Origin of the sequence: Pseudomonas vranovensis DSM 16006 (assembly GCF_000425805.1) — a bacterium.
GTDB lineage: Bacteria > Pseudomonadota > Gammaproteobacteria > Pseudomonadales > Pseudomonadaceae > Aquipseudomonas > Aquipseudomonas vranovensis.
Window position 1 is genome coordinate 285,697 of the sequence record NZ_KE384454.1, and the last position, 25,915, is coordinate 311,611.

The 25,915-nt window shown below is 59.7% G+C and carries 19 protein-coding genes; 9 read left to right on the forward strand and 10 right to left on the reverse strand.

What is annotated here, in order from left to right:
- Positions 1–55 precede the first annotated feature (55 nt).
- Together H621_RS0120810 and H621_RS0120815 are read right to left on the reverse strand one after the other, a co-directional pair.
- Positions 56–1,177, reverse strand: a complete 1,122-nt coding sequence (locus tag H621_RS0120810) for an acyl-CoA dehydrogenase family protein (protein WP_028945219.1) — start codon at positions 1,175–1,177, stop codon at positions 56–58.
- Positions 1,174–2,316: an acyl-CoA dehydrogenase family protein gene (locus H621_RS0120815; RefSeq protein ID WP_028945220.1), complete on the reverse strand. Its 1,143-nt coding sequence runs from the start codon at positions 2,314–2,316 to the stop codon at positions 1,174–1,176. Before H621_RS0120815 ends, H621_RS0120810 begins: the two co-directional genes overlap by 4 nt.
- Positions 2,317–2,459: 143 nt before the next feature.
- Here H621_RS0120815 and H621_RS0120820 point away from each other — a divergent pair, with 143 nt between their 5' ends.
- Entirely contained in the window at positions 2,460–3,248 is a 789-nt protein-coding gene (locus H621_RS0120820; RefSeq protein WP_028945221.1) for an enoyl-CoA hydratase/isomerase family protein, read from the forward strand.
- Positions 3,249–3,258: 10 nt separating this feature from the next.
- Positions 3,259–3,906 (forward strand): TetR/AcrR family transcriptional regulator, encoded by a 648-nt coding sequence (locus H621_RS0120825; RefSeq protein ID WP_028945222.1) that lies wholly within the window; start codon positions 3,259–3,261, stop codon positions 3,904–3,906.
- A 49-nt stretch (positions 3,907–3,955) separates the two neighbouring features.
- Here H621_RS0120825 and H621_RS0120830 read toward each other — a convergent pair whose 3' ends face one another.
- Positions 3,956–5,368: a coniferyl aldehyde dehydrogenase gene (locus tag H621_RS0120830; RefSeq protein WP_036990210.1), complete on the reverse strand. Its 1,413-nt coding sequence runs from the start codon at positions 5,366–5,368 to the stop codon at positions 3,956–3,958.
- Between the two features lie 78 nt (positions 5,369–5,446).
- Positions 5,447–7,159 carry a hypothetical protein gene (locus H621_RS27430; protein ID WP_209420959.1) on the reverse strand — a complete coding sequence of 571 codons (1,713 nt, stop codon included), beginning with the start codon at positions 7,157–7,159 and terminating at the stop codon, positions 5,447–5,449.
- 279 nt (positions 7,160–7,438) lie between these two features.
- Here H621_RS27430 and H621_RS0120845 point away from each other — a divergent pair, with 279 nt between their 5' ends.
- The 6 genes from H621_RS0120845 (at position 7,439) to H621_RS0120870 (ending at position 13,254) form a co-directional block, all read left to right on the forward strand.
- A complete protein-coding gene (locus H621_RS0120845) occupies positions 7,439–8,578 on the forward strand; it encodes an acyl-CoA dehydrogenase family protein (protein WP_028945224.1) in 1,140 nt (379 codons plus the stop codon).
- A 29-nt stretch (positions 8,579–8,607) separates the two neighbouring features.
- Positions 8,608–9,795 (forward strand): lipid-transfer protein, encoded by a 1,188-nt coding sequence (locus H621_RS0120850; RefSeq protein WP_028945225.1) that lies wholly within the window; start codon positions 8,608–8,610, stop codon positions 9,793–9,795.
- 42 nt (positions 9,796–9,837) lie between these two features.
- Complete coding sequence (locus H621_RS0120855) at positions 9,838–10,275, forward strand: MaoC family dehydratase N-terminal domain-containing protein (RefSeq protein WP_028945226.1); 438 nt, start codon at positions 9,838–9,840, stop codon at positions 10,273–10,275.
- Positions 10,276–10,284: 9 nt separating this feature from the next.
- Positions 10,285–10,701 (forward strand): MaoC family dehydratase, encoded by a 417-nt coding sequence (locus tag H621_RS0120860; RefSeq protein WP_028945227.1) that lies wholly within the window; start codon positions 10,285–10,287, stop codon positions 10,699–10,701.
- Positions 10,702–10,733: 32 nt separating this feature from the next.
- Positions 10,734–11,564, forward strand: coding sequence for an SDR family NAD(P)-dependent oxidoreductase (locus H621_RS0120865; protein ID WP_028945228.1), 831 nt, complete (start codon positions 10,734–10,736; stop codon positions 11,562–11,564).
- A gap of 121 nt (positions 11,565–11,685) precedes the next feature.
- Positions 11,686–13,254 (forward strand): long-chain-fatty-acid--CoA ligase, encoded by a 1,569-nt coding sequence (locus tag H621_RS0120870; RefSeq protein WP_028945229.1) that lies wholly within the window; start codon positions 11,686–11,688, stop codon positions 13,252–13,254.
- 35 nt (positions 13,255–13,289) lie between these two features.
- Here the strand turns inward: H621_RS0120870 and H621_RS27435 are convergent, their stop codons facing one another.
- Positions 13,290–16,052 (reverse strand): winged helix-turn-helix domain-containing protein, encoded by a 2,763-nt coding sequence (locus tag H621_RS27435; protein ID WP_209420960.1) that lies wholly within the window; start codon positions 16,050–16,052, stop codon positions 13,290–13,292.
- A gap of 96 nt (positions 16,053–16,148) precedes the next feature.
- The gene (locus tag H621_RS0120880) at positions 16,149–17,342 is read right to left on the reverse strand and encodes a lipid-transfer protein (RefSeq protein WP_028945230.1); all 1,194 of its coding nucleotides are present in this window, start codon (positions 17,340–17,342) and stop codon (positions 16,149–16,151) included.
- Between the two features lie 252 nt (positions 17,343–17,594).
- On the opposite strand from H621_RS0120880, the gene H621_RS0120885 reads away from it, so the two are divergent.
- The gene (locus H621_RS0120885) at positions 17,595–20,285 is read left to right on the forward strand and encodes a winged helix-turn-helix domain-containing protein (protein ID WP_028945231.1); all 2,691 of its coding nucleotides are present in this window, start codon (positions 17,595–17,597) and stop codon (positions 20,283–20,285) included.
- Positions 20,286–20,419: 134 nt separating this feature from the next.
- On the opposite strand, the gene H621_RS0120890 is transcribed toward H621_RS0120885, so the two are convergent.
- The 4 genes from H621_RS0120890 to H621_RS0120905 all read right to left on the reverse strand — a co-directional run bounded on the left by H621_RS0120890 (position 20,420) and on the right by H621_RS0120905 (position 25,901).
- On the reverse strand, positions 20,420–21,787 hold the full coding sequence (locus tag H621_RS0120890) for a DUF1329 domain-containing protein (protein ID WP_028945232.1): 1,368 nt from the start codon (positions 21,785–21,787) through the stop codon (positions 20,420–20,422).
- A 27-nt stretch (positions 21,788–21,814) separates the two neighbouring features.
- Positions 21,815–23,626 (reverse strand): DUF1302 domain-containing protein, encoded by a 1,812-nt coding sequence (locus H621_RS0120895; RefSeq protein ID WP_028945233.1) that lies wholly within the window; start codon positions 23,624–23,626, stop codon positions 21,815–21,817.
- Between the two features lie 151 nt (positions 23,627–23,777).
- The gene (locus tag H621_RS0120900; RefSeq protein WP_167332134.1) at positions 23,778–24,587 is read right to left on the reverse strand and encodes an MBL fold metallo-hydrolase; all 810 of its coding nucleotides are present in this window, start codon (positions 24,585–24,587) and stop codon (positions 23,778–23,780) included.
- A gap of 171 nt (positions 24,588–24,758) precedes the next feature.
- Positions 24,759–25,901, reverse strand: a complete 1,143-nt coding sequence (locus H621_RS0120905; protein WP_028945235.1) for an acyl-CoA dehydrogenase family protein — start codon at positions 25,899–25,901, stop codon at positions 24,759–24,761.
- Between the last annotated feature and the right edge of the window lie 14 nt (positions 25,902–25,915).

The window sequence follows — 25,915 nt, forward strand, 5'->3', positions numbered from 1 at the left end:
TTTGTTTTGGTTACGCAAGCGCTCAGGCTGCTCACGCGATGAACAGGCAAGATCTTCACAAGCTTCGATCGGTCAGCCCTGCCCAGAAGCCCTCGGAACCCGCGGCAATTGCCGCCTGCCCCAGCACCTTGGCCCAATGTGCATCACTACCGAATTCATCTCGCCAGGACCAAAGGCGACGCGTGGCGAAATGCAGAGTGTGTTCATGGGTAAAGCCGATAGCACCGTGCACCTGATGCGCCACCGAAGCGGCCAGAGTCGCGGCCTCGCCGGCACACACCTTGGCGACGGCGATGTCGAACGCCAGGGTGTTGCTGCTGCCTGCCGTCTTGAGGAACAGGTCGCTCGCGCTGCGCAAGGCAACTTGCACAGCCATTCGCGCAGTGCCGGTGGCACCGGCCATCTGTGCCAGGTATTGCTGCAGTACCTGTTGCTTGCCGATTGGCTTGCCGAATTGCACACGTTCATTGGCATACATCACTGCTTTGTCGACGACAGCTTCAAGCGTGCCAACCAGCATGCAAGCGCGTACCAATGCACCGAGATGCCATACCGGCTCGTGCAGACCGGCCAGTTGCAGTTGACCGGTGGCTTGAGTGCTGGCGTTGGCGAAAACAAGGGCATCGCGCTCTTCATCGGCAAAATTGCTACCGGCAGCCAGGGTGATGGTTGCCTGGCGCAAGTCGACCAGCGCCAGGTGTTGGCCATCAGCAACCACAGCCCACCGACAAGTGCGCGCCCATGGCACGTTGACGACTTGGCCGTCGAGGCGCGCCCCTTCTTTATCCAGTTGCAGATCGCCCAAACGGCCGGCCTGAATCAGGGTGATCGGCCCTTCCGGCACTTCCATACCGGCGTGAGCCAGCAACGCTGCCGCAAGCATGGTTTCCGCCAGTGGAAGTGGCGCCTGCCAGTAGCCAATGGCGCGCAGAACCGGGCTGGCATCGAGCCAGTTGGCACCACTTCCGCCGGCGCCTTCCGGTACTAGCGCACCGGGCAGGCCGTTGTCGACGACCATCTGCCATAACGCGTCTGCGCGGTGGCCGGCATCAAAGCGTTCGAGCAATTCACGGGTGACCTGTTTGGCAAACAGACGCTCGACGCTGTCGGCGATCATGGTTTGCATTTCTGAAGGGACGCCGTCGTCCACACCCTGGTGATCAATTGTTGTATTCATCGCAGTCCAAGACCTCCGGCGATAATGCCGCGCAGAATTTCACGAGTACCGCCACGCAACGAGAAGGACGGCGCACTCTGAGTCAGGAAGCGCATCACCTGGTCGAGGTCGGAACCGGGCTCACGCTGATCGCCGAACAGATCGTGAGCTACGTCCGGAATAGCCTGTTCGAGCAAGGCACCCTGGTCCTTGACCACGGTCGCCTGGATGGCCGGATTCTCCCCACGGGCGAGCATGCCGGCGACGCCCAGCGACATCTGCCGCAGCGCGGCGTAGCGTGCCGCCAAGCGACCGAGGCTTACGGCATGCCGACTGTCTTGCGGGTCGGCCTCGTCGAGCATGGCCAGATACAGCTGGGTGCTACTCAGGTAGCGCTCCGGACCACTGCGCTCCAACGCCAGTTCCGCAGTGACCTGCAGCCAGCCATTGCCCAACTCGCCAATGACGAAATCATCGGGAACGAAGACGTTTTCCAGAAACACTTCATTGAAATCATGCTCGCCGAGCATGTTGTAGATCGGGCGCACGGTCACTCCGGGGGCCTTTAGGTCGATGAGCAGTTGCGACAAGCCTGCGCGGCGATTGCCCTCCTCCTTCGGCCCGGTGCGCAGCAGCGTGATCATGTAGTGGGCCAGATGAGCGCCCGAGGTCCAGACCTTGCTGCCGTTGACGATCCAGCCGCCTTCAGTTTTTTGCGCACGGGTGCGCACAGCCGCCAGGTCGGAACCAACGTCGGGCTCACTCATGCCGATCGCCAAAAGCGTTTCACCGCGGGTTATGCCCGGGACGATCTGCGGAGCAAGGACTTCCGGAGAAAACTTGATCAGCAACGGACCGCTCTGGCGTTCACCGACCCAGTGCGCGCCCACCGGCGCACCCGCCGCAAGCAGTTCTTCCAGCACCACGTAGCGCTCCAACGCACTGCGCTCATGACCGCCATAGCGCTTGGGCCAGGTCATGCCCAGCCAACCACGCTCGCCCAGCTTGCGGGTGAATTCCGGGACGAGGCCGACAAGCCCTTTGGCGCGATCGACCGGTGAATAGTGCTTGAGCTCTTCGGCAAGAAATGTACGGACTTCTGCACGCAGCGCCTGCGTCTTGGCGTCCAGCCTACAAGGCCTGATATCGAGTGCCTGCATGGTGTTTGCTCTTTGAATTTTTAGGGACAGGCGACCAATGTCGCTTGTTGGCTGACCAACAAGCGAATAAGCTATCAGCATTCTTGTAAAGGGATCAAGCGCCATCGATCCAGTCTGTTTTCCTGTCCCATTCGGAGTATCTGATGACCACCCTCGCCTCCTTCACTCCCGGCCGTGGCTTGACCCTTGAATTGCAAGGACACATCGCCACGCTCGAATTCAGCCGTCCGCCGCTGAACTTTTTCGATCAGGAACTGATCATGGATCTGCTCGGCGCACTGAAGTATCTGGACCAGCTGCCGAGCTGCCGCGTCGTTATTCTGCAAGCCGAAGGAAAGACCTTTTGTGCAGGTGCCGACTTCAGTGGATTGGCGCAGACCGGTGAAAAAATCCGCCCTCGTCAGCTGTACAAACACGCCGTGGGCCTGTTCCGCACGGCCAAGCCATTGATCGTCGTGGTAGAGGGTGCCGCCATCGGTGGAGGCCTGGGCCTGGCATTGGTCGGCGACTATCGCGTCACCAGCGAGAAGGCCCGTTTTTCTGCCAATTTCAATCGCCTGGGCATGCACCAAGGCTTCGGCATTTCTGTTACGCTGCCGCGCGTCGTTGGCCTGCAGATGGCGTCTTTGTTGATCGCCACCGGACGTCGCATCGATGGCGCAGAAGCCGTCCGTATCGGTCTGGCGGATGTGCTTGCGGCGCATGGCGAAGAACGTCAGGCTGCTCGCGCCCTGGCTGAAGAAATAGCCCTGAGTGCGCCCCTTGCCGTCATGTCGAGCCGCCAAACCCTACGTGCCGGCCTCGCCGACTCGGTGGATGCAATCATCGACCGCGAAGCCACCGAGCAAGAGTGGCAGGTCCTCACCAGCGATTTTGCCGAGGGCAACAAGGCGATGCGTGAGCGTCGCGTTCCTGAATTCACCGGTAATTGATCATTCGTCCATGAACATGTCCGACCAAAGCACCCCGAACACTGCGCGTCGATCCAAAGTGGAAATGCGCGCACAGGCAGAACGTTGCATGCTGGAGGCTGCACGCCAGATCGTCGCGCGCAAAGGCTGGATTGGCATCACCTTGGCCGAAGTCGGTCTGCAAGCCGGTTACAGTCGCGGCCTGGCAGCGCATCACTTCGGCACCAAGGCTGGCCTGCTGCGTGCTTTGGCCGGGTTCGTAAACACCCGTTTCATGGATGTCGTCGAGGACAAGGCGCCCAGACGCGAGCCGGGACTGGATACCTTGCTCGGCTACATCGATGCCTACTTCCTGCGCGACGACGCGGAGTGGACCAACGCCCGCGCTTTGCTCGCCTTGATGGCAGAGGGTGTGACGGTGGAGTCGGAATCGGCAGTGATACTGGCCGAGTACAACCTTTCAGTGCGAATGACCCTGGCCGAACAGGTGGAAATCGGCATCGCCAACGGTGAGATCCCGGCCGACACCGATCCGCTGACAACCGCCACCCTGCTGATTGGAACGATGCGCGGCATGATGCTCCAGCTGCTGCTCGATCCTTCGACAGCCGACCCGGCGCTTCTGCACAAACAACTGCGCCGACTCATCAAGACCTTGCTGACTTCACCCTGCGATTAATCCTCGCACCTTGCTCGCTCCCACAAGGTGCGAGTCTTGACTGGCAGGCCTATCGCTTGATCATCGCATCAACCATTTGCCGCACCTGATCGGTGAAAGGTGGCCGGGTGATGTCCGGACCATCTGCGGCGCGCAGTACCGGCTTCGGATGGCTGAACGTGACAAAGCCCTGGTGTCCCAGATAACTGCCCATACCACTGTTGCCGACACCGCCAAACGGCAGACTGTCAACACTGGCGTGCAGGGCTACGTTGTTAATCGTCACACCACCGGACACCGTGCGCTCAAGGACGAACTTTTCCTCGGCCGCATCGCTGCCGAAGTAATACAGCCCCAGCGGACGCGGATGCGCGTTGATGTACGCCACCACCTCGCGTATGTCCTTGTACGGCTTGATCGGCAACAATGGCCCGAAGATCTCGTCCTGCATGATCTTCAGCTCGTCACCCGGATCGCACAGCAAGGTCGGAATCATCTTGTGATGTGGCTGATCGGCGAAATCTTCCTGCGCCGGATTCAACTCGATCAACTCGACCCCAGCCGCTCGGGCTTCCTCAAGGTAGCCCAGCAAACGCTCGTAGTGGCGGGTGTTGATTACCGAGGTGTAATCCGGGTTGTCCTTGAGGCTCGGATAGGATTTGGCGACCGCCGCCTTGGCATGCTCGATGAATTCTTCCATCGACTCTTCGGGAATAAACACATGATCTGGCGCAAGGCAGACCTGGCCAGCATTCAATAGCTTGCCCGCCATGATCTTGCTCGCTGCTGCCTTGAGGTCAGCGGAACGCGAAACAATGACTGGCGACTTCCCGCCCAGCTCTAGAGTAACGGGCACCAGATTCTCGGCGGCGGCGCGCATTACATGCTTGCCAACGCTGCTCGCTCCGGTGAACAGCAGATGATCGAACGGCAGGCTGCAGAATGCCTGGCCGATCTCGGCACCGCCGGTGACGATGGCTATCTCATCCTCGGCGAAGGTTGCGCTGAACATCCGCTGCATCAATTCAGCACATTTGGGGGTCAGTTCGGAGACTTTGACCATCGCTCGGTTACCGGCCGACAGCGCACTGGCCAGCCCCTGGATCACCATGCCTATCGGGAAATTCCATGCCGTGACAATCCCTACCACGCCCAGCGGTTGGTACTGAATCCAGGCTTCGCCACGGTCGGCAGCACGTTGCTCTGGCTGCATCCACTCGGCAATCCTGGCCTTGGTTTTTTTCAACGACGAAAGTGGACCCAGCAGGTCGATGATGCGCGTCAGGTCGTGGCTGCGATGGCCGAAATCGGCCGCCGTCGCCTCAACGATTTCCTGCTTGTACTCGACCAGCATGCCGATCAGGCGATCGAACAGTTCGCAGCGTTGTTCGGCAGTCCAGATGTCATTCGACAGATAAGCGGTCCGCTGCATGGCGAGGATGCCACGCATGCGCACCACTTCAGGGTATTCGATGTTGCTCATTGGAGGGTTTACCTTCTCATTGTGGGTTGATACGACCCTTCAGGTCGGCGCGGAGTACTGCTTGCGCGCCGCTACAGGTCAATCGAGTTTTTTCATTTTGGTGGTATCCAGACGGACGAGGCCGAAGGCCATGCCGTACTGAATCGCACCGGTTTCGTTGACCTTGATAGCCGAGTACATGCCATTGAAACGCGGGTCACTGCCGGTACGGATCTTCAGCACGGTGTCGCCGCTGTCGAGGTCCATGCCGATGTGATAGCGGTCGTTCCAGTCACGGGTGAAGTAACCATCAATGATTGCCATCCGGCCGCCGCCACTGATCATCGGCACCGTGGAGATCGACGACACGTCGTTGCGCATCCACAACTGTTTCCAGCCATCGCTGCCTTGGTCCCACTTCAACATCGCCACACCCTTGGGCCCCGGACGCGTAGCACCGTTGAGCATGCTCACGTAATAGTTGTCGCGCGCCAGGTAAGGGGCATCCTTGCTGATGATGTTATTGACCACGAAGGCGTAGTCGCCGTAAGTCGACACTGATTGCTCGGACTGAACGGTTTCGACATCACCGCCCATATCCACTTGCCGCTGGTCAGCGATGCGCGCCGAAAGCGTGCCGGGCTTCTGCTTCCAGCCCGCCGGCAACTGGTCGCGCCAAAACGCTACCAGACGCATTTTCTGCGCGCCGTCGGTGATTACCACGAGTTTGTCTTCGTCCGGCCCGAAGCCCATCAGGGTCGGTGTCGAGCCCGTGCCGTCGGCGACTTTCAAGGCGGAAATACGGATGCCTCGGTCATACGCGGCCTTCCAGGCACCGCTGGCCTCATCGCTGTGGATCTTGCCTTTGGCATCCACCACCAGGCGATACATGTTCTGGTTCGAGGCCACGTAGACCGCTCCGCCGCCCGCCTCATCGCCATTGGCAAAACCGTTGAGGAACAGTTCGTCCGCGCCATCGACGGCATAGGTATCAACGATTTCCAGGGTTTTCGGATTGAGGGTAATGACTTTGCCGCCAACCGTGTTGAGCACCAGATAGCCGTTAAACGTCATGCCCATGCCGAAATTGAAGTCGACCGTGAAATCAGTGCCACGCTTGACCTTCTCGTTGTCATAAAGCGTTTCCGGCAGCACACGCACCAGCGGCGTGCCCATGGCTGAGTCAGGCTTTTTCGGATCGACCTGGTCGACCCGGAAAATCTGCCGGCCACCGGCGCCGATGAAGCCATCTTCGCGGGTCAACATCGAATAGAGGGCGCCGCCACGCAGCTGATCGTTGATGCTGCTGATGACTCGATTGGGCTGCCCACGCATGTAATCGAGCAAACCCTGCTCGTCCTTGTTGTCGAGCAAGCGTTTGACATCCTGGGTCTGCTTCAGGCGTTGCTTGTCATCGACCTTCTGGAAATCAGGCAACTTCAGCGGCATTTCGGTGCGAGCCACTTCCACCAGTTTGCCGTCGATCTGGTTGTACTTGCGCAGGCCCAGGCCCGACCACCACCACGTGACCATGGTGTCACCGACCTTGTCGACAAAGTGCGGCATGCCACCCGCATCGCTGGGCAGGTACGTCAACGACTCCGGCGTCAGCTCGTAGGAACCACGCGGTACCGCAATCTCGGTACTGTCGGTCTGGGCGCTGTTCCAATGTGCCTGGTTGCTGAAAGTCTGGGCCAGATAAGGATTCATCGGCGGTGGGGTCTGGGCAGCCGCCATCGCGGATAGACCGGCCAGCGCCAGGCCCGCCCCCAACTGTGCGAAGCGAAGCTTTGTGATTGTTATGCTTCTCATTGTGCAACTCCTTGAAGGAATGAACTCGGTGCCAAGGCGCTAATCGCGCTGACGCAACACCTGCGACGCAGAGCCTACGAAGCCCCGGTCATTCACTCCCCCCCCCATGATGAGTAGGTCCCTCCCCGCGACCTGCCGTTGCAGCACATTCATCCCCCCCCACCGCGGGGAGGGATGCAGCGACAGCCACCCCGGCAGCATTCCTCCAGTCCCTCGGACATATGGCTCCCCCCCCCCAGGAGTCGCCTGCCGATCCTTTTACAGACACTGGAGTCCGTAATGCACATTCAACGATCCATCTTTCGCGAAGATCATGAAATGTTCCGCGAAACCGCGCGCCGCTTCTTCGAGCGCGAATGCGTGCCCCGTCAGGCCGAATGGGACGAGGCCGGCAAGGTCGACCGCCAGACCTGGCTCAAGGCCGGTCGCGAAGGTTTGTTGTGCTCCATGGTTCCTGCGGTGTATGGCGGTGGCGGCGGAGACTTCGGCCACGCGACAGTCATCAACGAAGAAATGCACCGTGCGGGTGTGTCTGGCGTCAGCTTCGGCCTGCACTCGGACATCATTGCGATGTACATCGTGCGTTTCGGTACTGAAGAACAAAAGCATCGTTGGCTGCCGAGCATCTGCAGTGGCGAAACCATCCTCGCCCTCGGCATGACCGAGCCAGGCAGCGGCAGTGACCTGAAAGCTGCGCGAACCACCGCGGTCCGTGATGGCGACGAATACGTCATCAATGGCAGCAAGACATTCATCAGCAGTGGCCTCAACTGCGACATGGTTCTGGTGGCCTGCAAAACCGACCCGACGGCGGGTTCCAAAGGCATCAGCCTGATCATGGTTGAAACCAGTCGCGAAGGTTTTCGACGTGGCCGCAAGCTCGACAAGGTCGGACAGCGCGCATCCGACACCGCGGAGATGTTTTTCGACGATGTGCGCGTGCCCGTCGACAACCTGCTGGGCGAAGAAGGTAAAGGCTTCGCCTACATGATGCAGGAGCTGCCACAGGAGCGACTGGGCATCGCCATCTACGCCGCCATTCGCCTGGAACGTCTACTGGAACAGACCATCGAGTACGTCAAGGACCGCAAGGCATTCGGTGGGACGGTGTGGGATTTTCAAAACACCAAATTCAAGCTGGCCGATGCCAAGGCTGCCTCGGTCGCGGTGCGCACTATGGTCGATTACTACATCAGCGAACACATGCGTCGCAAGCTGACCGTGGAAGAAGCCGCCATCGCCAAACTGTTCGCCACCGAGACCCTGTGGAAACACCTGGACGACATGGTCCAGTTGCACGGTGGTTACGGCTACATGCTCGAGTACCCGATAGCCCGCGCCTTTGTCGACCTGCGCGTTTCACGCGTCTTCGGCGGCACCAACGAAGTCCAGCGCGAACTCATCGCCCGCAAACTTTAACCCCCCTTTCTTTTACCGAGAGCAAAGACATGAGCGACAAAGTCATCGTTGCCGGCGTCGGCATGATTCCCTTCAGCAAGCCGGGTGCCAGCCCGACCTACACCGAGATGGGCGCAGAAGCGCTGCGCCTTGCGCTGAAGGACGCAGGGATTGGCTACGACAAAATCCAGATGGCCTTCACCGGCTATGTGTTCGGCGATTCCACCAGTGGCCAGACCGCCCTGTACGAGGTGGGCCTTACCGGTATTCCCGTGGTCAACGTCAACAACAACTGCTCCACCGGTTCTACGGCCCTGTATCTGGCCCGCGCCGCCGTGGCCAGCGGTCAGGTCGAGTGCGCCCTGGCGTTGGGCTTCGAGCAGATGCAGGCCGGCGCGCTGAGATCGCATTGGGATGACCGCCCTCGCCCCCGCGCACGCTTTCTGCACGTACTTGAATCGCTCACAGCCGATGCTGCCGACATCCCTCAGGCCTTGCGCGGTTTCGGCGGTGCCGGTCGCGAGCATATGCAACGCTACGGCACCTCGATGGAGGCCTTCGCCGCGATCCGCGCCAAGGCCAGCCGCCACGCCGCCAACAACCCGCTGGCGCTGTTCAAGAACGTGGTCACCACCGAAGAAGTGATGAATGACAAGGTCATCTGGCCGGGCGTCATGACTCGCCTGATGGCATGTCCGCCGACCTGCGGTGGCGCTGCCGCGATTGTTTGCAGCGAAGCCTTTGCCAAAAAACACGGTTTGCGCACTGACGTGGCGATCCTTGCCCAATCGATGACCACCGACGTGGTCGAGTCCTTCGACCCGCCGTCGATGATCAGCTTCGCCGGTTTTCACATGGCCCAGGCTGCCGCCAGCCAGGTCTACGAACAAGCAGGCATCGGCCCCGAAGACATCCGCGTGGTGGAACTGCACGACTGCTTCGCCCACAACGAATTGCTGACCTATGAAGCTCTGGGGTTTTGCCCGATCGGCGAGGCCGAACGTTTCATTCTCGATGGCGACAACACTTACGGCGGGAAGGTCGTAACCAACCCGTCCGGCGGTCTGCTCTCCAAGGGCCACCCGCTCGGCGCCACCGGCCTTGCCCAGTGCTATGAGCTGACCCACCAGCTGCGCGGCACCGCCAACAAGCGCCAGGTGGAAGGTGTGGAGATTGCCCTGCAACACAACCTGGGCCTGGGTGGCGCCTGCGTCGTCACGCTGTTTGGTAAAAATTGATCGCCCTGTTCAGGCGCGTTTTGACATAGGAGCCAAGTGAACATGGCAGATAAAAATCTGATCGGGCACAAAATCGGCGCGTACAGCGTCGATGTTGAAAAGGGTCGCCTGCGCTTCTTTGCCAAGGCCATCGGCGAAACCGATGCGGTCTACATCGACGAAACCGCCGCGATGGCGGCCGGCCACAAATCCTTGCCGGTCCCTCCGACCTTCCTCAAGTGTCTGGAAAACGAAGGCCGCGATGTGGTGGAACTGCTCAATCTGGTTGGCTTTGACCTCGGTCGCGTCCTCCACGCCGAGCAGTCCTTCGTCTACTACAAAATGGCCTACGCCGGCGATGTACTGACCTTCGACGGTTTCATCTCCGACCTTTACGAAAAGAAAGGTGGTGCCCTTCAGTTCGTGGTCATTGAAGCACGCGTCACCAATCAGGATGGCGCCCACATCGCCGATATCCGCTCCTCCCTTGTGCAGCGCTAAGGAGTCGTCATGAGCGTTCAATTTTCCGATATCCAGGTCGGTGACGAGATCCCGCTGCTCAAGCTGCAGCCGGTTAACCGCACCACCCTAGCCTTGTATTGCGGCGCGTCGGGTGATCACAACCCGATCCACGTCGACCTCGACTTCGCCCGCAAGTCGCGAATGGACGATGTGTTCGCCCACGGCATGTTGTCCGCGGCTTACCTCGGACGCCTGCTGACTGCCTGGGTGCCGCAAAGCCAAATGCGCAGCCTGTCGGTGCGTTTTACCGGAATCACCCAGCTCGGACACATCCCGACCTGCACCGGCAAGGTCATCGAGAAGTTCGAAGAAGCTGGCGAGCGACGTGTGCGCCTGGCGCTTCGCTGCGCCAATCAGTACGGCGAAGAGAAGCTGGCCGGCGAAGCCGTTGTCGCCCTCGCCTGATATTTAAACCCAAAGCCTAAGGAACAATTTCAATGAAAAAGCTTGAAGGCAAAGTCGCCCTGGTCACCGGTTCCGGTCGTGGTATCGGTCGTAGCGTCGCACTGCAACTGGCAGCCTACGGCGCTAAAGTTGTGGTCAACGATCTGGACTCGGCGCCTGCCGAAGAAGTCGTGGCTGAAATTCGCCAGGCCGGTGGTGAAGCCGTTGCCTGCGTCGGCAGTGTGACCGCCGCCGATTTCGCCGAGCGTTTCGTTCAGACTGCCGTCCAGAACTACGGTGGTATTGACATCATCATCAACAACGCTGGTTATACCTGGGACAACGTCATCCAGAAGATGACCGACGAACAATGGTACGCGATCATCGACTGCCACTTGACCGCACCGTTCCGCATCCTACGTGCGGCCCAGCCGATCATCAGCGCCCAGGCCAAGAAAGACGCCGCCGAAGGCCGCGAAGTGTTGCGCAAGATCGTCAACATTTCCTCGGTCGCTGCTGGCGGTAACGCCGGTCAATCCAACTACTCCGCTGCCAAGGCCGGCATCATCGGCATGACCAAGACCCTGGCCAAGGAGTGGGGTCGCCTGAAGGTCAATGTCAACGCTGTGGCCTTCGGTTTCATCGATACCCGACTGACCCAGGCGCTGGCTGGAGACGAGAGCAAGACCATCAATATTGAAGGTCGTGAAATCAAGGTCGGCGTTCAACAGGAGCGTATCGATACGGCCAGCTCAGCCATTCCCCTTGGCCGCCCTGGCACAGCCGAAGAAGCCGCCGGTTCGGTGGTGATGTTGTGCCTGCCGGAAGCCAACTACGTCACCGGTCAAGCCCTGGTTTGCGGCGGCGGCTACGGCACTCTGTAAATCACCGTTCGTCTTGCCGGGCACTCTTCTCTCCCATGGTGGGAAGAATGCCCGGACAATGAGATTACGGCCTGGCGCTTCGCAAGTGCGACTCCCTACAAAAACAATATTGGAGGTTTCGATGTACATGACCCAAGGGCTGCAGCGCCATCGGCAGCAGCGTCCCAATGCCACGGCAATCCGTTATCAGGGCCGCAGTGTGACCTTTGCCGAACTGGGTGATCGTGTTGCCCGGCTGGCGGGCGCGCTCAAGCGTCTGGGAGTGACCAGTGGCGAGCGTGTAGCGATGCTCGCGCTCAACTCCCAACGCTACATCGAGTATTACCAGGCAGTGCCGTGGGCAGATGCCGTGCTCAATCCGGTGAACATCCGCTGGAGCGCGGCAGAAATCGTCTACTCCCTGGATGACTCGCAAACCTGCGTGCTGATCGTTGATGACGCCTTCCAGAAACTGGGGACCCAGGTGGCTGTCGAGGCCAAGAGCATCCGGTTGGTGATTTATGCCGGTGACGGCGAAACGCCCGAGGGCATGCTCAACTACGAAACCCTGATCGCCGAGAATGAACCGGTTGAAGACGCGCACCGTTGTGGCGATTCCCTTCTCGGAATTTTCTACACCGGCGGCACCACCGGTTTCCCCAAGGGCGTGATGCTCAGCCATAACAACATCGGCATCTCCGCCCTCGCCAACCAGGATCGTGTGGGCTATGGCGCACAGACGCGCTACCTGCATGCCATGCCGATGTTCCATCTGGCCGACTTGGCTGCGATGGTCGTACTGTTCCTCAGCGGTGGCATGCATATCGTGCTGCCCACCTTCAAAGCGCAAGAGGTCATCGAGCAGATCAGCCGGGAGCAAGTCACCGACACCTTTCTAGCGCCCACCATGCTGCAGATGATCCTCGACTGGCACCAGGCAAATCCGCCCCTTACGGCACTGGACCTGAGCTCGCTTCGGGAAATTACCTACGGCGCCTCGCCGATTACCCCCGTCCTGCTCGAACGTGCCCGTCAGACCTTCCCTTCGGCCCAATTCGCCCAAGGCTATGGCATGACCGAAATGGCCCCCGGCATCACCATGCTGGGCGCCGAGTACCACTGCGAAGAACATCAGCGCAGCGGCAAGATGTACTCAGCCGGGCTGCCCATCAGCTGTGTGGAAATCCGCATCGCCGATACCGAGGATCGCGAAGTGCCCCGTGGCACGGTCGGCGAAATCCTGGTGCGCGGCCCCAACGTCATGCTGGGTTACTGGAACAAACCGGAGGCCACCGCCGAGGCGCTTCGCGGCGGCTGGATGCATACCGGTGACGGCGGCTACATGGACGACGATGGCTTCATCTACATCTGCGATCGTCTCAAGGACATGATCGTCAGCGGTGGCGAGAACATCTTCACTGCCGAAGTCGAGAACGCCATCGTCAGCCATCCGGCCGTTGCTCAAGCGGCTGTAATTGGTATTCCCTGCGTTAAATGGGGGGAGACAGTGCATGCGGTGATCATCCTCAAGCCTGGTGCCAGCGTTGCCGAAGATGAAGTGGTCGCCCATTGTCGGGCAATGATTGCCGGCTACAAGGTGCCCCGCAGCATCGAGTTTCGCACTTCCTTGCCGATGTCCAGCGTCGGCAAGGTGCTGAAAAACGAACTGCGCAAACCGTTCTGGGAAAACCGTCTGAGCAACGTAAACTGACGTTCGATGCCTGTAGGAGCGTCGAACGGCTGCTCCTACAAGGTATTCAGGTCGCGCCATTTGGCAATCGCTTCTTCCCTGCCTGTGGCGTCGAGCTTGGCGAACAGATTCTTGATGTGCCATTTAACCGTTTCAGGTGACACACCAAGGGTGCGGGCAATTTTCTTGTTAGTCATGGCTTGTGCCATCAACTGCACGACCTCGGTCTCCCGCTCACTCAAGTTCGCAACCGATGAATTCACTGTGCGCCCGGTTTTTTCTGCCGGCCTGCCCGCTGCGATCAGGCGCTGGGCATAAAACGCAAGCACCGGATCAAGCGCATTGGCTTGCAGCAAATCGTTCAGCATTCGAGGCAGTTGTGGCGCAACATCGAGCAGACTGCGTACCAGGCCCAGGCGATGTCCCAGACGCAAGACTTCAATCAATTGTTCGAGCGCTTGCTCGTCACATCCTCGCCCCTTTTCAGCGATGGACAGTTGAAGCCGTGCGATGGCCACCCACTGCCAATGCGTGGCCGTTTCACACTCATTGATCAGCAATGCGATTTGCTCGATCGCCACACTGAATTCGCGCTGATACAAACACAATTCGATCGCCGCCCGCAGGGCCAAAAGCCGGATGATCAATGGCGTACCGCGATGGATGCCGGCCTGCTTGTCGGCAAGTTCCTGCAGCTCGCTCAAAAGGGCTTCGGCCTGCGAAGTATGGAGTTTTTCGAGACACCAACGCATACGCACGTACAGTGTCCAGGCGAGCAGACGGCCCAGGTCATAGCGCTGTGCGTAGTCTTTCAAGCGATCCAGATAGAGCACCGCCTGGGTTTGCTCGCCCTTGAGCCAACAAGCGCGGCTCAGCGACAGAAGACTGTGCAAGACGATGTTGGGCATGGAAATCCGCTCAAGGATGTCGAGGCGAGGCTCAAGCAAATGGCAGACATCGGCCAGATTGTGTTGTTCGTACAACAGGCTGGCGAGAAAAGCGGCAGCCGCATGGCCAGCGACCGCGGCACTGCTGCCGTGCGATTTTGCGGCTTCCAGTGTGTTGCGAAAGATATTCTCCGCTTCACTGATGCGCCCCTCATGCACAAGGCTCATGCCGTAGATGCATCGACCAACGAGGGTCCGACGCGGCGAGGTATTCGGGCGATCGCTGTGCTGGATGATTGCACGCACTCGCTCGTGATCACCGCTGAACAAATACAACCAGGCAAGAATGGAGGCGCGACCGGTCAATATCAGATCGTCGGCATCGTCAGGTATCGCTTCCAGCTCCGGAGCGAAGCACCATGCGGCCTCGGTCAGGTCACGCTGCATGGCCAGCGTGCCACGCGTCACCAGCAGGCCTTGACGCTGTTGAACATTCAGTCGGTACTGTTGCGCCTCCAGCTGGTCAAGTATCTCTTGCCCTTCTGCGAAGTTATGCGCATGCAGCTGTAACTGCGCCATCACCAATTGCAGGCTATAGCGCTCGCGCATCTGTTCCATGGGCAGCCTGCGCAGCAGGTTGGGCAATTGACTGAGGGAACCACGCGCCATCAATTCGTGCGCACAGGCTTCGACAATCTCGGCCGCAATCTGAAAATCGCCGGCCAGTACGGCGTGGCGTACCGCCTCGTCGATATGCCCCTGTTCGAGCAGCCAGTCGCGCGACACTGCATGGAGTTTTTTTTGTTCCTCCTCGGGCTGACGGCTCAGATGCTCGCGCAATACCTCGCGCAACAACGGGTGGAGGCGGTACCAGGTTTCCCTGTCGTGGCTCTTGATCTGGGTGATGAACAGGTTATCGCTGTCGAGGCGGGTCAATTGGCTCATCATCCCGGCAATCGCGTGCGGCTTGCCAACAAGCCTGGCGCACAAAGGGGCGGTGAAGCGATTGCAGATCGAAGAATGCGTCAGCAACTGCCGGTCTTCGACTGGCAAGTGGATCAACACCTCCTGCTCGAAGTACTGCGCAAAGGCCCCGGCGCCTCGTACCTGCATGCGATTGAAGCCACTGCCGTGCCTGGTTTTCAAGTCGATCGCGAACAATTGCAGGCCAGCCACCCAACCGTCGGTCAAGTCATGCAAGGCCTCGGCATCGTGAGTGCTGATCTCGCCAAACTGTCGCAAGTATCGTTCTGACTCTTCGACACTGAAACGCAAGTCCCGCAAGTCATACTCGCTCAACTGACCCTGGGTGCGCAGACGCGCAAGCGGAAGCGTTGCAGGTAACGCGCTGCGCGTGCCGAGCACCAGGTGAAGGTTCGGCGGTGCATAGTCAAGCAGCCAACCCAGCACCTTGAAGTTATCGGCATCATTGAGGTGATGCACATCATCGATCATCACCACCAGCTCAGAACCGTGTCGAGCCACAGACTGAAGCAGGACGATGACCCAGTGTTCGAGCGCCAACTCGCCACCACCTTCCCCGAGCAACAAAGCGGCTTCTCGTGCCAGCGCGCCGTCGACCTCGGCAACGCTGGCCAACAAGCAGTTGGCCAGTCGCGCCGGCTCATTGTCCTCGCCCGTCAGTGACAGCCAGGCGACGTCGAAATCGATCGCTATCAATTCCCGGCGCCAGGCCAGCAAAGTGCTGGTCTTGCCGCTTCCGGCAGGCCCCTGGATAGCGATACAGCGCTGCCGGCGGGCCTCCATCAGACGGCTCATCAGTGTCGCTCGGGGCATGAGCTGGCGTGCACCGCGAGGTGGAATGACCTTGGTGTCAGGGATGAGTTGAGGCACTCGATCGACTGACAGGTGGCGCTTGGGATCTTGGGGTGGCATAGCCATCGACTGAATTCCGGAGACTATCTTCTTCAAGTACAGACCAACAGTCTAATACAGGAAGTACGCCATGCTGATTCACGGCGTTCGGTGCAAAAAACGCGTGCGCCTTACCGGCGCACGCGAACGACATCAAGCGCGGCCGTAGAGCGTGACGACGCAGGCACCGCCCAGGCCGAGGTTGTGTTGCAGGGCGAGATTAACGCCTTCGACCTGGCGCTTGTCAGCGGTTCCGCGCAACTGGTGTGTCAGTTCATAGCATTGAGCCAGACCTGTGGCCCCCAGCGGGTGGCCCTTGGAGAGCAGCCCACCGGATGGGTTGGTCACCACGCGCCCGCCGTAGGTGTTATCGCCATCGAGCACGAATTTTTCGGCGCCGCCTACCGGGCACAGACCCAAGGCTTCGTAGGTCAGCAGCTCATTCTGGGCAAAGCAGTCATGCATTTCGGCCACCAGGATATCCCGCGGCCCGACACCCGCCTTCTCGTACACCTCGTGAGCGGCACGCTGGGTCATGTCGAAACCGACCGTCTGGATCATCGATGCCGGTTCGAAGGAAACCCCACGATCAGTGGTCATCGATTGCGCCATGATCATCACGTCAGTGCGCAGACCATGTTTTTTGGCGAACGCTTCGCTACAGATGATCGCAGCGGCTGCGCCACAGGTAGGCGGGCAAGCCATCAGGCGCGTCATCACACCCGGCCAGAGCACTTGATCGTTCATCACATCTTCGGTGGTGACGATTTTACGGAACAGCGCGAGCGGGTTGTTCGCGGCATGACGGCTGGCCTTGGCGCGAATCGCGGCAAAGGTGCTCATCTCGGTGCCATAACGCTGCATGTGTTCACGCCCCGCACCACCAAACTGGCGCAGCGTCATCGGAACGCCGATCGCGCCAGCGTCAGCGGTCAGCTCGTCCGAGACCTGAAGGTGCTTGCCCATGCAGGCCGGACGATCGGTAAACACCGCACCCAGGGCGCCGGGCTGCATTTGCTCGAAGCCCAGGGCCAAGGCGCATTCCACCGCCCCGCTTTCCACGGCCTGGCGAGCCAGGTACAGGGCAGTGGAACCCGTGGAGCAGTTGTTATTGACGTTCACTACCGGTACGCCACTCATGCCCACTTCGTAGAGTGCCGATTGGCCGCAAGTGGAATCGCCATAGACGTATCCGACATAAGCCTGTTGAACTAGGTGATAGTCCAGCCCTGCGTCTTTCAATGCCTGGCGAGTGGCTTCAGCGCCCATTTCGATATACGACCCACTGGCCCCGGGCTTCAGGAACGGGATCATGCCAACCCCGGCAACGTACGGTTTGTGCGACATCACATTCTCCATAAAAAATTCAGCCCATTGCGGCTTCTCGCTTTGCCCGATACCCCGAGCAATCCAGGCTGTCATCGTTACGAAGTCATCGGCAGGCTGTACCCGCGTCCTGCGGGGGGGATTGGGGTGGCCCCCCCTGTCTTCGCCCGATTGCGCTTGCCTCGGCGAATAATTTAGTCGTTGCATAAACGTGCTCTAATCGGCCTAGAATCTTTCAAAAGCCTTTGAAATCCGCAGCAGACTGGATTAGCCATGCTTCCGAGCTCCCCGCCAATTACCACCCGCTTCTCGCCGCCTCGCATCAGCAGTCACGCCGTGCTGAGGGAGACGCTGTTGGCCCGCCTGCAGGCGGCTCGGGATTGCCGACTGACCCTGATCAATGGCAGCGCGGGGTTCGGCAAGACCACACTGATGGCGCAGTGGCGACAAGGCCTGATCAAAGACGGCAGCATTGTCGTATGGCTCTCTCTCGCCCAGGAAGATGGCGCGCTGGAGTCGTTCTGCGCCAACCTCATCTGCACCCTCCAGAATGCCGGTGTCCCCCTCGAAGACGATCTCTTGCTGTTGATCGAGCGCGAGTCACTGGACGGCCTGCTCGCGCTGGCATCGGTGATGATCAACACCTTGGCGCGGGTCAGCAGCCCGCTGTACTTGATGATCGATGATTTCCATTTCGCCACCGACCCACGCATTTCCCGCCTGATTCAACTGATCGTGGATGGTGCTCCGGCGCAGCTTCACATTGTCCTGGCCTCACGGGTAAACCCCAACCTGAAGCTCGGTAGGCTGCGAGCGATGGCCGAACTCTGCGAGATCACCGCCACCGAGCTTGGCTTTGATTTCAACGAGTCCCTGGCCTTCCTCAAGGCCTATCTGGACGAAGGCATCGATATGCAACTGGCGCACTCCATACACGACAACACCGATGGCTGGCCCATTGGCCTGCAATTGATGTCCATCTCGCTCAAGGCCAACCCGCGCAAGGAAGCGAAGGTCCATCGGCTGCTTCCCGGCAACAGCGATTTGCGCGATTACCTGGCCGAAGACGTGGTGAACGGGTTACCTACGGAGATCATCGGATTTCTCGAGAAAATCTCGATTCTGCGCCGCTTCAATGCGCAGGTAGCCGAGCATGTCAGCCAGGCATCGCAAGCGGCCGAACTGATTGCCAGCATCGAGACCCGCAACCTGTTCATCCTGCCTGTCGACATGGAGAGCCAGGAGCAGTGGTACCGGTTGCATCCGCTATTCGCCGAATACCTGCAACAACGCTTGACCGCGTCGGATGCCGACCTGACCCGACTGCACCTGCGTGCGGCGCATTGGTTCGAACACGCCGGGATGGTCAGCGAAGCGACCCGTCATGCGGTGCTCAGCGAAGACCTTGAGGAGCTGGTCTGGCTGCTGGAGCGCAAGCAGCCGACCTACCACAGCCTGAGTCACCTGGGTCAATTCATGCGCTGGCTCGATTGTGTGCCTCTGGAACAATTGACACAGCACCCCAAGGTGCTGCTTCAAGGTGCCTGGGGCTGCTTGTTGACGATGCTGACCAGCAAGGCGGAAACCTGGATCGACGTGCTCGAAAAAAGCCCGGCGACCAAAGCCAACTGGAAGCCGCAAATCGATCTGGCCAGGGCCGCGATCGCTTTGCAGCACGATGACCTGGCACGTTGCAGCGAGCTCGTCCAAGGCTTGCCGGAGCGCAGCTTCACACACCCGTTCAATGAGCGGATGCGTGTCTGCCTGTACATCAACTGCCTGATCTACCTCGGCCATCAGCAACAAGCCTGGGAGTATCTCAATAGCCCCGAATGCGCAACGCTGCGCACCAGCCATGACGAGTTGGCGCTGATGATCGTCGCCACCATCGCCCATGGGGTATTGCTCAATGGAAACGTCATGGAGGCCTCACGGCATCTCATTGATGTTCTACTCCTGGCCGAGCGCAATCACGGTCGTCGTTCAGTCAGCGCATGCACCTGTGCGGTGGCGGTCGCCGAAGCGCATTACGAGTTGAATCGCATTGACGATGTACGCGAGGCCTTGAGCAATCGACTCGATCTTTTGCGATTTGCTCCGCCATCGGTGACCATCTCCGCGATGATCAGTGTCGCTCGCATGAATTACTTGCAGGAGTCAGCGGCCAGTGCGCTGACTTACCTGGCCAAGATGGCGATGGAGTTTCGTGCTCGCGGATTCGATCGCGTGCTGGCCCATAACCTGACCGAGCAAATACGCTTCCTGCTTGGCAACGGCGATTGGCGACAGTGCGAAAGTCAGAGGGCCGGCCTCGACGCGCTGACCCATCGCCACTCGGACGACACGCCGCTTGCGCGGGAAATCAGTGCCCTCGCGGCCCTGTCACGCGCGCGCATCTGCCTGGCCAGGCAAGAGCCGGAGCGTGCCCTCCTGGCCCTGGACATCGTCGAGCAGTTCGCCAGTCGCTACTGTCGAGGTAAATGGCGAATCCAGTCGGGCTTGTTGCGTGCCGTTGCGCTGAATGATCTTGGACGCCCGGCAGAAACCACCGCGCTGTTGCGTAAAGTCGTCGGTGAAAGCTATCGGCTGGGCCTGGTGCGCACGCTGCTGGATGAAGGCCCTTCCCTGCTGACCCTGCTGGCCAATCTGGATTGCCGTGACGATCCGGTCCTGGACAGCTACCGCAGTCGGTTGGCAGCCGTGCCGTTGAATTGCGCCAGCACTGGTCCTGCATCGTCACGTGCAATGAAAGATTCGGCGGCGGGGGAATCCTCGCTGTTTACCAAGCGGGAGCTGGAAATCATCAGTTTGCTGGAGCAGTCGATGCCCAACAAACGCATCGCCCAGACCCTGAATCTCAGTCAGGAAACCATCAAGTGGAACTTCAAGAACATCTACACCAAGCTGGGGGTTTCGTCCCGGTATGAGGCACTCACTGCGTTGAGACAAAGGGCTGAACAATAAGAGACGTTGTAAGAGCGAGCTTGCTCGCGATGGACGTCTGGAAAACGCGGTCACTCAGGCCGCACGCGTTATCGTTGACGTTTATCGCGAGCAAGCTCGCTCCTACGGGGAATCGCTCGAAACAACAGGAGTGATCAGCGAATACCCGCGTTGCGCAAGGCCGCCGGAGTGAATTCAGCCGGGTTTGGTTTGACCCCGTACTCGATCCCCTCCTTGTATTCGTTACCCAGCGCCATGGCCAGATAGCGTCCCGCGACCAGGTCATAGAGCACTTGGCCGGCATAGGTCCCAACGCCTTGTTCATAGTCGTTCATGGCCAAGCCTTCACCGACACGCCACAGCTGCCCGCGACCGTCGTAATGGTCGACCTCGGCCAATTGCCAGGTGTCTTCATCGAAGTACATATGGCGCTTGGCATAGATGTGACGTTGACCCGGCTTCAGGGTGCCCTCAACTTCCCACACACGGTGCAGCTCGTAGCGCGTCAGGTCCTGGTTGATATGCCCGGCCTTGAGAATGTCGGCGTACTTGAGCGAAGGCGAAGCCAGGCGATAGTTGTTGTAAGGAATGTACATCTCCTTCTTGCCGATCAACTTCCAGTCATAACGGTCCGGGGCGCCATTGAACAGGTCGCCGTTATCCGACGTCCGCATGCCGTCCGAGGCGGTACCTGGGCCATCGTAGGCAATCTGTGGCGCACGCCGTACACGGCGCTGACCGGCGTTGTAGACCCATGCCAGACGCGGTTCCTTGACCTGGTCGATGGTCTCATGGAGTAGCACGACGTTGCCGGCCAAACGTGCCGGAGCTATCACGCGTTGTTTGTAGTAGGCAAAAATGTTGGCGGTGCTTTCCTTATCGTCCCCGGCCATGTATTGCGGAAACGCCATTTCATCTTCGAATTCGACGATGGTGAACGACCCGTCGACCTGCGGCGTGGCCTGGACCATTTGGCGTCGCTGGTTGTGACCGCGATAGCGCGTCAGGTGATTCCAGAGGACTTCGACGCCGCTCTTCGGAATCGGGAAAGCGAAGCTGCGACTGTCGCTGAAATTGCTCAGGCCATTGCCACCGTCGACCGGCTGAGTATTTAACGCACTCTTTTTCGTGGCGTCATAGATATCCTGTGGAGCTGCCGCTGTGCGGTGGGTCTTGTACACCGGAATCTTGTAGGTATTGGGATAGCGCTTGAACAGGGCCAACTGACCGGCGCTGAGCTTGTCCTTGTATTGTTCGACATTGACTGGCGTGATGATGAATAGCGGCTTTTCAGCGGCGAACGGATCGCCCAGGAATCGATTGGTGACGGGCGCCGCACCGGGCTTTAACCCACCCGTCCAGGCTGGAATGCTGCCATCGGCATTGCCTTCCTTCTGCGCACCGAGCGGGGTCAGGGTGGTTCCCAGTTTTGCCGCCTCTTCCTGGGAAACGGCCGCCATCACCTGGCCGGCCAGCAGGGTCAGCGTGAGTGCGCCTATATGCATCATTGTTGTTGTTTTCATGCTTGCTTTCTCTCGTCTGTCTTCTGTTTAGAAGTTCACGCCAAAACTGAGCGCGACGAAGTCACGGTCACCATTGGTGTTGAAATGACCACCGAAGAAGTCGGTGTAACTGAGGCTCGCGGTGTAGCTGTTTTTGTAATCGGCATCGACGCCGAGGCTGACGGCCTTAAGCCCTTCTTCGAAGTTCGGGCCGGTGCCATCGACGTCATGCGACCACGCCAGGTTCGGCGCCAGGTTGATGCCGGCGAATACGTTCGGATAGTCCAGACGAGCGCGGGCGCGATAACCCCAGGAACTGGTGGTGTAGAAGCCCTTGTCGTTGCATTCCTGTTGTGGGTTGTTGGTGGTGTTCAAGCACGCAGCATTCGCAGTCCCCGGTTGGACGCCGACGCCGAAAATCCCGCTGCGACCGAAGCGCAGATCGGTGCCGTCGGCATCGCTCAGCCCATTGATGCGGTTGTAGCCCACCTCACCCACCAGGGTGAGGCGACTGGCCCCCATGACCTGCTCGAAAAACTGCGTGGCGGACATCTGCGTCTGCAGCACCGGCATGCGTTTGTACCCGTTGATCTCGCCGCCCAGGGTCGTGGTGGCATAGCCGATACGGTTCAACAGCGCCGTTGGGTTACCGGTCGTGGCGCCCGCCATGTCGATGGTGTTGATCTGCAGCGGCATGTTCGGCCGGTAACTGATTTCGCCGCCCAGTGAGGTGCCGTTGACGTTGGTCTGGAAACTCAGGCCATACAGGCGGATATCTTCGGGGTAATCGACGAAATAGCGCGAAGCGCGAACCGCCGGGATCGGGTTGGCGGGATTGAAGGTCACGCTCGAACGCAGGGCGCTCAAATAAGGGCCACGGCTGTGGTAATTCATCACATACGCGCCGAACTCGGTGTCGTTGAGCTCTGGCACGAACCAGCGCAACGCCAGGCCGTACTGACCGCCGTCACGGGCATCGTTATCCTTGACCCGCGGCGTGTAGGCGTCGTCGGTATTGTTGTTGAAACCTGGCGGGTTGGCCGTGTTGTTGGCCAGCCCCGGTGCCAGATCCAGCCCCGCGCCGACCTGACGGTCATTGCAACCTTTGGCCAGGGGATCGGCGCCGAAGAAGGTCCCGCAGTTGTCAACGACGGTGCTTTCCCATTCCAGCTGATAAAAGGCCTCGGCACTGAAGTTATCGGTGATGTTCTGCGACATGTAGAACATGTTGACCGGGATCAGACCTTCCTTGACCTCGGCACCGGGACGACGCAATGCAGCCACATCGATCGGGTTGATCGAGTTGATGCTGTTGCCGATGAAGGTGCTTTCGCCCCAGCTCACCACCTGCTTGCCCAGGCGTACGTTGCCTGGCAACTCACCGATGTTGTAGTTGTGATAGACAAACGCGTCGAGGAATTCGGCACCGGAGGCCTTGGCCATGTCATTGCGGCCGCTGTCGTCGATGTCATAAAACAGCCGGTGTTCGTCTTTCAGTTCGAAGTCGTACCAGTACTTGCCACGCACGAAGATGCCGCTGTCGCCATACTTCAATTCGAGGTCATGGATACCCTTGAATATCTTCGAGAAGGTTTCGCCCTTCTTGAAGTTCAGGCGGTTGTCGTCTGACAGCCGGGACGACGAGTTGCCGCGCTCACCCTGCGAGTTGAAAGGCGAAATGAAATCAGGGTCTCCCCCGCGCAACGCCCAGCTGGCGCCCATGGAAAGCGACGTATCGAACTGTCCCTTGATCTCACCGATTTCGAAGTTGACGGCATTGGCTTGGGTGCTCATGCCGAGGGCAACAGCGGCCGCCAGCAGTTGGGGGCGAAAGCCACCCTGCATTATTGTTTTTGTCATGCGGCACTCCGATAAATGTTTTCTTGTATTTTTTGTGTTTAGAGCGGTTCGATCCTAAGAGTCGGGCTGGTCAACACGCCCACCCGCGGAAGGGGGAATAAGGGGGGGATGGATGAACAAGCGACGAGGTGCGCGCGAAGGCTGATGGGCTTTACCCTTCGAAGCGGTTCAATATGCGGTAGTGATCAAAGGGGATATAGCGCGAACGGCGGTCACGCATGATTTTGACCATTGCCACTTCCGGGTCACGCGCGAAGAACAAGCGTCCACCCCGCGCCACCAGATGGTCGAGCAGGTGCTCTTTCTCGTCGATCACCCGCTCAGCGTTACGGTCCCGGCCGCTGGTCACCTCCAGATCCAGCCAATGCGTGCCTGGAATCAGGTCGCCGCAAAAAACCACCGGGCCGCCTGGCAATTGGATTTCAGGCAGGAGTTGGCCCGGGGTAAAACCCTCGCTTATGTGAAAACACCAGCCATCGCCGAGTGACTCACATCGGCCGCTTTCGATCAGGGTCAAACGCCCACTGCTTTCCAGCCCGTGCACCAAAGGTGCGACCAACACTTCCCGATCCCGCGGATGCGGACGGCGTGCGCGGTGCCAATGCCGCTCGCCACACACATACCGCGCTCGCGGGAACAACAGGCGCGGCATGTCGCCTTCCCTGACCCGTTCACGCATGGCCTTGGAGAGGTGCGCATGCACGTGTGTCAACACCACCGAATCGATGTCGGCTTCTTTCAGCCCGCGCCGCGCCAGGCTTTCCAGCAAACCTGGTGATTGCGGTTGGCAACCGCAGGTGCGCGCAAGCGGCGCCAGAAGATTATCGGCCCCGGCCATGACCAGGATGTTCTTGCCTTGCTCTTGCACCAACAGCACCCGCGCAGAAATCTCTACCGTGTTGTCGTGAGCGGGTTTCATCCAGTCGGACCAGAGCGCGCGCGGCGTATGTCCGAACAACATGCCGCCATCCAGTCTGCAACCCGTGCCCGTCAGTGTGGAAATGCTACGGCTCAATTTCTTCCCCTTTTGGTGATACGAACCTGTGGCGAGGGAGCAAGCTCCCTCGCCACAGGTTTATCCGCACAGGTCGATCTACTCACTGATCGACATTACGAACGTTGCCACCGTTTCTCAGTCGACCTGCAGCAGCCGGCTGTAGGTCTTGAGGTGATGGTCGTCGTTGCCGAACTGATGGCTGAGCATCAGCAAGTGTTTGGCGTGGTGCGACAGCACGTATTCCCAGGTCAGGCCGATGCCACCGTGCAGCTGGATACCCTGTTCGGCGATAAAACGGCCGGCGCGCACGATCAGTACCTTGGCGGCGGCCAGCGTTCGGCTGCGCTCGTCACTGTCTGGCGCATCGGCGGCACACGCGGCAAGGATGGCCATGGAAGTGGCCTGGTCCAGTTCGATGCGCATGTCCACCATGCGGTGTTGCAGCGCCTGGAACTTGCCGATCACCTGGCCGAACTGCTGGCGGGTCTTGAGATAGTCGAGGGTCAGGTCGCACACCGCCTCCATGCTGCCCACGGCTTCGGCGCACTGCGCAGCAATCGCGCGACCCTGCTGATAACGCAGCGCGGCCAGGGCCTGGCCGGGTTCCCCGAGCACTCTGGCGGCACTGACGAAAACATCGTCCAGGTACAGCTCGCACGCATTGCGGCCATCCATGGTCGGGTAGGCGCGGCGGCTGACGCCCGGCGCACGCGGATCGAGCAGGAACAGGCTGATGCCGGTTTCGTCGCGATCGCTGCCAGCGGTACGTGCCGACACGAGAATCAACCCGGCACTGTGCCCGGCGACCACCACCGATTTACGCCCGTTGAGCCGCCACCCCCCGTCCTGGGCTTCGGCGCGGGTGCGTACATCATGCAGCTGGTAATGGCTGGTCGGCTCATCGACAGCCACCGCCAATTGCAATTGCCCGCTGGCAACCGCCGGCAACAATTCACTGCGTTGCTCGTCAGTGCCTGATTGGGTCAGCAGGCCACCGGCGAAAATCACCGAATGCAGATAGGGTTCCAGGCACAGACCACGCCCCAGCTCGGTCATGATCAGCAGCGTCTCCACGCCGCTGCCATCAAAGCCACCCATGTCCTCGGCAAATGGCACGGCGGTCAGGCCCAGTTCCCCCAACTGCCGCCAGAAGGCGAGGCTGTAGCCCAGCTCGCTCTTGGCGAACTGCTCGCGCGCTTCGAACGCGTAATTGTCACGCACCAGGCGAGCGGCGGTGTCCTGCAGCATTTGCTGCTCTTCAGATAGTTTGAAGTCCATGATCGCTATTCCCC

Coding starts and splice junctions, on each gene's coding strand:
- H621_RS0120870 (WP_028945229.1), top strand. CDS start 11,686: ATGTACATGACCCAAGGGCTGCAGCGCCATCGGCAGCAGCGTCCCAAT.
- H621_RS0120905 (WP_028945235.1), bottom strand. CDS start 25,901: ATGGACTTCAAACTATCTGAAGAGCAGCAAATGCTGCAGGACACCGCC.
- H621_RS0120885 (WP_028945231.1), top strand. CDS start 17,595: ATGCTTCCGAGCTCCCCGCCAATTACCACCCGCTTCTCGCCGCCTCGC.
- H621_RS0120825 (WP_028945222.1), top strand. CDS start 3,259: ATGAACATGTCCGACCAAAGCACCCCGAACACTGCGCGTCGATCCAAA.
- H621_RS0120815 (WP_028945220.1), bottom strand. CDS start 2,316: ATGCAGGCACTCGATATCAGGCCTTGTAGGCTGGACGCCAAGACGCAG.
- H621_RS0120880 (WP_028945230.1), bottom strand. CDS start 17,342: ATGTCGCACAAACCGTACGTTGCCGGGGTTGGCATGATCCCGTTCCTG.
- H621_RS0120855 (WP_028945226.1), top strand. CDS start 9,838: ATGGCAGATAAAAATCTGATCGGGCACAAAATCGGCGCGTACAGCGTC.
- H621_RS0120810 (WP_028945219.1), bottom strand. CDS start 1,177: ATGAATACAACAATTGATCACCAGGGTGTGGACGACGGCGTCCCTTCA.
- H621_RS0120820 (WP_028945221.1), top strand. CDS start 2,460: ATGACCACCCTCGCCTCCTTCACTCCCGGCCGTGGCTTGACCCTTGAA.
- H621_RS0120865 (WP_028945228.1), top strand. CDS start 10,734: ATGAAAAAGCTTGAAGGCAAAGTCGCCCTGGTCACCGGTTCCGGTCGT.
- H621_RS0120890 (WP_028945232.1), bottom strand. CDS start 21,787: ATGAAAACAACAACAATGATGCATATAGGCGCACTCACGCTGACCCTG.
- H621_RS0120850 (WP_028945225.1), top strand. CDS start 8,608: ATGAGCGACAAAGTCATCGTTGCCGGCGTCGGCATGATTCCCTTCAGC.
- H621_RS0120895 (WP_028945233.1), bottom strand. CDS start 23,626: ATGACAAAAACAATAATGCAGGGTGGCTTTCGCCCCCAACTGCTGGCG.
- H621_RS0120860 (WP_028945227.1), top strand. CDS start 10,285: ATGAGCGTTCAATTTTCCGATATCCAGGTCGGTGACGAGATCCCGCTG.
- H621_RS0120830 (WP_036990210.1), bottom strand. CDS start 5,368: ATGAGCAACATCGAATACCCTGAAGTGGTGCGCATGCGTGGCATCCTC.
- H621_RS0120845 (WP_028945224.1), top strand. CDS start 7,439: ATGCACATTCAACGATCCATCTTTCGCGAAGATCATGAAATGTTCCGC.
- H621_RS0120900 (WP_167332134.1), bottom strand. CDS start 24,587: ATGTTGTTCGGACATACGCCGCGCGCGCTCTGGTCCGACTGGATGAAA.
- H621_RS27430 (WP_209420959.1), bottom strand. CDS start 7,159: ATGAGAAGCATAACAATCACAAAGCTTCGCTTCGCACAGTTGGGGGCG.